Below are 6,731 nucleotides of genomic sequence, written 5' to 3' on the forward strand. Positions count from 1 at the left end.
GGCGGGGCTGGCCCGGTGGGCCCCGCCGGGCGGGCGGGGGGACCATGGGGTGTGGAGGATAGTCGTCCGGATCCGATCCGGGTGGGTGGCCTATGCGTGAGCAGACCTCGATAGAGGAGCTGATCAGCGGCGCCGCGCAGGACGCCGGCGGGTGGCTGGGCGCCCTGCCCGTGGCCCAGGTGGCCACGGGCTCCGACGGCCGGATCGTCCGCTGGAACCATGCCGCCCAGGAACTCCTGGGGTACCCGCCGCCCCAGGTGCTGGGGCGGCACATCGCGGACCTGCTGCATCCGGGCGCCGACCGCAGCCTCGGACGGGCCCTGTGGGAGACCGCCGCCACGGGTCGCGGGGTGATGGGCACGGTGACCGCCTGGCACCGCGACGGGCATCCGCTGGAGCTGGAGATCTGGGCCTGCCCGGTCCCGGACCGGAAGGGATCGGCGTCGGCGGTGCTGGTGTTCGCCGCCGAGGCGCACGCCGCGCGCCGCGTCCGCGGGTCGTCCGCGGTGTGGGAGGGGCTGTTCGCCCGGTCTCCGGTGGGGATCGGCATCCTCGACACCCAGTTGCGCTTCCTGCAGGTCAACCCGGCCCTGGAGCGGATGAACGGCCTGCCGGAGTCCTCCCACATCGGCCGGCGGCTGCCCGAGGTGCTTCCCCAGGTGAACGCCGCCGAGATGGAGGAGGCGATGCGGCAGGTCCTGGACACCGGCGAGCCGCTCCTGGACCGGCGGCGCAGGGGGCGGACGCCGGCGGACCCGGCCCAGGACCGGGTGTGGTCGTGCTCGTACGTCCGCGTCGAGGACCCCATGGACCGGCCGATCGGTGTGATCGCGACGCTGGTGGACGTCACCGAACAGCAGCGCGACCACACCGCCGCCGAGGTGGGCCGGCGCCGGCTCGCCCTGCTCAGCGAGGCCAGCGTACGGATGGGGGCCAGTCTGGAGCTGGAGCGGACCGCGCAGGAGCTCGCCGACCTCGCGGTGCCGCACCTCGCCGACGTGGTGACCGTCGACGTCCTGGAGTCGCTCGCCCGCGGGGGCGAGCCGGGGCTGGGCCTGACCGCGGGCGTGGAACTGCGGCGCCTGGGCAAGTCCCCGCTGACCGGCCGGGCCCTCAGCGATGTCGTCGCTCCGATCGGTCGGACCCTGACGTTCCCGGCCGGCGCCCCGTACACGCAGGCCCTCAGCGTCCGCCAGCCGTACGTGCTCGCCCGCTTCGACCAGCGGGCCGTCTCCCTCGCCGCCCGGCGCACCGACAAGCCGGCGCAGCTGCTCACGGCGGGCGTGCACTCGTTCATGATGGTGCCGCTCGTCGCCCGCGACCTGGTCCTGGGCGTGGCCACCCTCTACCGGATGCGGCCCATCGGTCCGTTCGGGTCCGACGACGTCGTCCTCGCCGGTGAACTGGCCGCCCGCGCCGCCATCAGCATCGACAACGCCCGCCTCTACCAGCACGAGCACGAAACCGCGGTGCTGCTCCAGCGCAGCATGCTCCCGCAGCACATCACCGCGCCGACCGGTATCGAGGTGGCCCACCGGTACCTGCCGGCCAGCGACATCAACGAGGTCGGCGGCGACTGGTACGACGTCCTCCAGCTGCCCGACGGCAGGGCGGCGCTGCTGATCGGCGACGTCATGGGGCACGGGATGCCCGCGGCCGCGGTGATGGGCCGCTTGTCCGCCAGTGTGCGGGCGCTGGGTCGCCTCGACCTGCCGCCGACGGACATGCTGCACCAACTGGAGGCGGCGCTCGCCGACCTCGCCGAGCCGATGCTCGCCACCTTCCTCTACGTCACCTGCGATCCGCGGACCGGCGAGTGCACCGTCACCCGCGCCGGGCACCCCCCGCCGGTGGCGGTGCAACCGGACGGCAGCGCCTGGGTCGTCAGCACGCCGCCGGGCGTCCCGCTGGGCGTCGGGGGGATCGACTTCACCACCACCCGCTTGCCCCTGCAGCCGGGCTCCCTGCTGGTCCTGTACACGGACGGGCTCATCGAAGCCCGGGGCACCGACATCGACGACCGGCTCGGGGAACTCACCCGGCTGCTCGCCGAACCCGAGCGCCCCCTGGACCACCTGTGCGACACGCTCGTGACGGGCCTGGTCCCCGCGTCCGCGGACGACGACATCGCCATCCTCATCGCCCGCATCGGCAGCTGACCGACGACGACCAGCGGCCCCGGCGACGGGGGCCGCGGTCGTGCCCGGCAGCGCCCTGGACGAAGTCGGTTCCGAAACGACGTCGCAGACGCTGACGAGGAACCCCCTCCGGTTCGTCGGGCCGGCGTCGCCGCCACCCCGGGGCGGGCCGGGCGGCCGTGGTCCGCGGCGGCGGTCAGCGGGTGCGTGAGCGCCGGTCGATGAGCGCGGCCAGACCGTCCAGGATGCGCTGGAGGCCGAACTCCCATGCCTGGTCCTGCCCTCCGGACCGGGCCGCCGAGGCGAGGGCCGCGGTGAGCGCGGGGAACCGCTCGCCGTGGGCCTGCATCAGATCGCCCAGGATGACGCCCAGCTGCGCCTCCGGGCTGCCCTCAGGGCTTGCGGCCCGGGCCTGTTGGGTGATGGCGCGCACGTGACCGGCCAGGAGGACGGCCGCGTCCATCCGCTCGGCACCGCTCAGCCCCGTACCGTCCAGCGCGGCGACGGCCCGCTCCAGCCAGGACAGCTCTGCGGGCCCCATGACGCGCGGCCCGACGGTGGCCTCCAGCACCCAGGGATGGCGGCCGAAGCCCTCGGCCAGGAGGCGGGCCCATTCCTCCAGTTGCCCGCGCCAGCCACCGGACGACGCCTCCGGCGGGGGGCAGGGACCGATCGCCGCGTCGGCCATCAGTGCGACCAGCTCTGCCTTGCCGGGCACGTACCGGTACAGCGCCATCTTGGTCACGCCCAGGTGCGCGGCAACCCGCTGCATGGACACGTCGGCCAGGCCCTCCGCGTCCGCGATCTCGGTGCCGGCCCGCGCGATGCGCTCCAGGTCGAGCGTCGGCCTGGGGCCCCGTGCCCGCTTGGGGTGCGGACCCCACAGCAGGCGCGCCACCTCGGCGTGCTCATCGGCCATGTCCGTGCTCCTCCGGTCCCGATCTTGCCCAGCCAACTGCGTCCATGGTACACAGTAATCGTCCGTGTCCGACGGACACAGTTTCGAATGGGGGAAGACCCGTGCAGAATTCCGAGAACCGGACGGTCCTCATCTCCGGCGCCGGCATAGGCGGCCCGGCGCTCGCCTACTGGCTGGGACGCCACGGCTTCGAGCCCACCGTCGTGGAACTGGCTCCCGCCCTGCGCCCGGGCGGTCAGGCCGTCGACTTCCGCGGCGCGGCCCACCTCACCGTGCTGGAACGGATGGGTCTGTTGACGGAGTTGCGCCGTATCCAGACCGGCGGCAGCCCGATGCGCTTCGTCGACGAGCGCGGCAGCACGCTGCTGCACCTACCGGCCGAGTTCGCCGGCGGGGCGGTGGAAGTGCTCCGCGGAGACCTGGCGCGCATGTTGTACGAGCACAGCCTGCCCCGCACCGAGTACGTCTTCGGCGACTCGGTCACCCGCCTCACCGAGACCTCCTCGGGCGTGCGGGCCGACTTCCGCAGCGGGGTCTCGCGCGAATTCGACCTGGTCGTCGGCGCCGACGGCCTGCACTCCAACGTCCGCCGCCTGGCCTTCGGACCGGAGGAGGACCACGTGAGCCACCTCGGCCACTACGCCGCCACTTGGCAGCTCCCCAACGACCTGGGGGTGGGAAGGGGGGCGGTCGGGTACAACGTGCCCGGGCGGCTCGCCTCCGTGGGCGCCGACCATCGGGACCCGGCGCAGGCCCGCGCCTTCTTCGTCTTCGCCGCGCCCGAACTCTCGTACGACCGCCACGACCCCGAGCAGCAGAAGCGGCTGCTCCACGACGCGTTCTCCGATCTCGGCTGGGAGGTCCCCCGCCTGCTCGACTCGCTGCGCCGGGCCCCCGACCTGTACTTCGACTCGATCAGCCGTGCGGACGTGGGCACCTGGTCAACGGGGCGCGTGTGTCTGCTCGGTGACGCGGCCTGCGGCGCCACCATCGGCGGCATGGGCACGGGAACCGCGGTGGTCGCCGCCCATGTGCTGGCCGGCGAACTCGCGCGGGCCCGGGACGACCACCGGGCGGCCTTCACCCGGTACGAGAACAGGCTCCGGAAGTACGCCGAGGGCTGCCAGGCCGGCGGCGACCGCACCGGCAGGTTCCTGGCCCCCGGCACCGCGACCGGCATACGGGTGCGCAACGCGCTGCTGTCCCGGCCCCTGCTGATGAACTGGATGCTGAGGATGGGTGAGCGCGTCAGCAGCACCGTGGACCTGGCCGACCTGGCCGACCTTCCCGCCGCGCCCAGCGGTGCCGGCCGGCTGGACGGGACGGGCCGGTGACCTGCGCCGCAGCCGTCGAGGGGGCGGGCCCGTCGCCGGGGCGGGCCGTAGACGGGGCGGCCGGCGGGTCAGCGGCACCCCAGGTAGGTGTCGAGTGCGGCCGCTCCCGCCAGCATGGCCCGGCCCCGCGCCGTCAGCCGGTCCCGCCACTCCCGCAGGGTCGCCTGGAGCGGCTCCGGTCCGCCCGCCGACCGCACCCGCTCCAGCACCCGCGCGATCTGCTCCAGCCCGTGCCCGCCCCGCCGCAGTTGGTGCACCAGTAGCGCATCGCGCACGTCGGCGGAGGTGTAGACGCGGTAGCCGGTGTGCGGATCGCGCCGGGGGACGACCAGCCCGGCCTGCTCCCAGGTCCGCAGTGTCGCCGGCCGGATGCCGAGCCGGTGCGCCAACGGCCCGATGAACGTCCCTCCCGCCGCCGGTTCGCGCCCCGTCACCGGTTCGCGCGGGTACACCGGCTCGGCAGCGGGCCCCGGACCGTCCGGGGGCACCGGACCGTCCGGGGACACCAGATCGTGCAGCGCCCGTTCGACGTCGTCCAGGGTGCGCCGGTCCTCCGCGAGCTGCGCGTGGCTCTGGTCGATCAGTCGCAGCGCCTCTCCGACCCCGCCGCCGTTCACGGCCCGCATGATCGCCCCCGCGGTCGCGTGGCCGTGTGCGGGGACCAGCGTCAGGAAGGCCCGCAGCGCCGCCGCGTGGCGCGGGGCGTAGACGCGGTAGCCGCTGGGCGAGCGCTCGGCCGGCGGCAGGATCCCCGCCTCCTCGTAGTTGCGCACTGCCTGAGTGGACAGGCCGTGCTCGCGCGCCAGGTCGACGGGCCTCAACCGCATGTGAAGGTTTCCCTTGCTGGTCCCGGGACGATCGCGCGAAAGCCTACCGCTGGCCCCCGTGGGGCCTCACCGATCCCGTCGCCCGGTGCTGCGCCGCCCGTGGCGCCGGGACGTCGCCGCAGTCGCCCCGCCCCGGCCGGACGGGCCCGGGCCGGGGTCGGGTCCCCGGGCGGGCGCCGAACGGCCGGTTCTGACCGTCCGGCAGTCCGGCAGCCGGTCAGGGCGTGACGTAGTCCGCCAGGTGCTCCCCCGTGACGGTGGAGCGGGCGGCGACCAGGTCGGCGGGGGTGCCCTGGAAGACGATCCGGCCGCCGTCGTGGCCCGCACCGGGACCGAGGTCGATGATCCAGTCGGCGTGTGCCATCACCGCCTGGTGGTGCTCGATGACGATGACCGACTTGCCGGAGTCGACCAGCCGGTCGAGCAGGCCGAGGAGCTGCTCCACATCGGCGAGGTGGAGGCCGGTGGTCGGCTCGTCGAGGACGTAGACGCCGCCCTTGTCAGCCATGTGCGTGGCCAGCTTGAGCCGCTGCCGCTCGCCGCCGGACAGGGTGGTGAGCGGCTGGCCGATGCTGAGGTAGCCGAGGCCGACGTCGGTGAGCCGCTGGAGTATCCGGTGCGCGGCCGGCGTGTGGGCCTCGCCGGCGGCGAAGAACTCCTCGGCGTCGGTCACCGACATCGCGAGCACCTCGCTGATGTCGCGACCGCCGAGGCGGTACTCCAGCACCGCCGGCTGGAACCGCTTCCCGTCACAGTCCTCGCAGGTGGTGGCGACCCCGGCCATCATCGCCAGGTCGGTGTAGATGACGCCGGCGCCGTTGCAGGTGGGGCACGCGCCCTCGGAGTTGGCGCTGAACAGCGCCGGCTTCACCCCGTTGGCTTTGGCGAAGGCCTTGCGGATCGGGTCGAGGAGCCCGGTGTACGTGGCCGGGTTGCTGCGCCGGGAGCCGCGGATGGGGCTCTGGTCGATCGAGACGACGCCCTCGCCCGCCGGGATCGACCCGTGGACGAGGGAGCTCTTGCCGGAGCCGGCGACGCCAGTGATGACGGTGAGCACCCCGAGCGGGATGTCGACGTCGACCTCGCGCAGGTTGTTCGCCGTGGCTCCGCGGATCTGCAGGGCGCCGGTGGGCTTGCGGACCTCGTCCTTGAGGACGGCCCGGTCGTCGAGGTGGCGGCCCGTGACGGTGCCACTGCCCCGCAGCGCCTCGACCGTGCCCTCGAAGCAGACGGTGCCGCCTTCGGTGCCGGCGCCGGGGCCCAGGTCGACGACGTGGTCGGCGATCGCGATGGCTTCCGGCTTGTGCTCGACGACGAGCACCGTGTTGCCCTTGTCCCGCAGTCGCAGCAGCAGGTCGTTCATCCGCTGGATGTCATGGGGGTGGAGGCCGATGGTGGGCTCGTCGAAGACGTACGTGACGTCGGTCAGGGAGGAGCCGAGGTGGCGGATCATCTTCACGCGCTGCGCCTCGCCGCCCGACAGGGTGCCCGAGGGCCGGTCGAGGGAGAGGTA

Annotated in this window: 5 protein-coding genes; 2 read left to right on the forward strand and 3 right to left on the reverse strand. The window is 74.0% G+C overall.

The genetic code is table 11. From position 1 onward, the window contains the following. Positions 1-92 precede the first annotated feature (92 nt). Positions 93-2,159 carry a SpoIIE family protein phosphatase gene (locus ACFV7Q_RS29040; protein ID WP_385432758.1) on the forward strand — a complete coding sequence of 689 codons (2,067 nt, stop codon included), beginning with the start codon at positions 93-95 and terminating at the stop codon, positions 2,157-2,159. Between the two features lie 175 nt (positions 2,160-2,334). On the opposite strand, the gene ACFV7Q_RS29045 is transcribed toward ACFV7Q_RS29040, so the two are convergent. Further along, positions 2,335-3,057, reverse strand: a complete 723-nt coding sequence (locus ACFV7Q_RS29045; protein ID WP_385432760.1) for a TetR/AcrR family transcriptional regulator — start codon at positions 3,055-3,057, stop codon at positions 2,335-2,337. Between the two features lie 101 nt (positions 3,058-3,158). Here ACFV7Q_RS29045 and ACFV7Q_RS29050 point away from each other — a divergent pair, with 101 nt between their 5' ends. Beyond that, positions 3,159-4,391, forward strand: a complete 1,233-nt coding sequence (locus ACFV7Q_RS29050; protein ID WP_385432762.1) for an FAD-dependent monooxygenase — start codon at positions 3,159-3,161, stop codon at positions 4,389-4,391. A 68-nt stretch (positions 4,392-4,459) separates the two neighbouring features. Here the strand turns inward: ACFV7Q_RS29050 and ACFV7Q_RS29055 are convergent, their stop codons facing one another. After that, complete coding sequence (locus tag ACFV7Q_RS29055) at positions 4,460-5,218, reverse strand: TioE family transcriptional regulator (RefSeq protein WP_385432764.1); 759 nt, start codon at positions 5,216-5,218, stop codon at positions 4,460-4,462. 217 nt (positions 5,219-5,435) lie between these two features. After that, on the reverse strand, positions 5,436-6,731 hold a 1,296-nt coding region (locus ACFV7Q_RS29060; RefSeq protein ID WP_385432766.1), incomplete at its 5' end, for an ATP-binding cassette domain-containing protein.

The organism is Streptomyces sp. NPDC059851 (assembly GCF_042732005.1).
GTDB lineage: Bacteria > Actinomycetota > Actinomycetes > Streptomycetales > Streptomycetaceae > Streptomyces.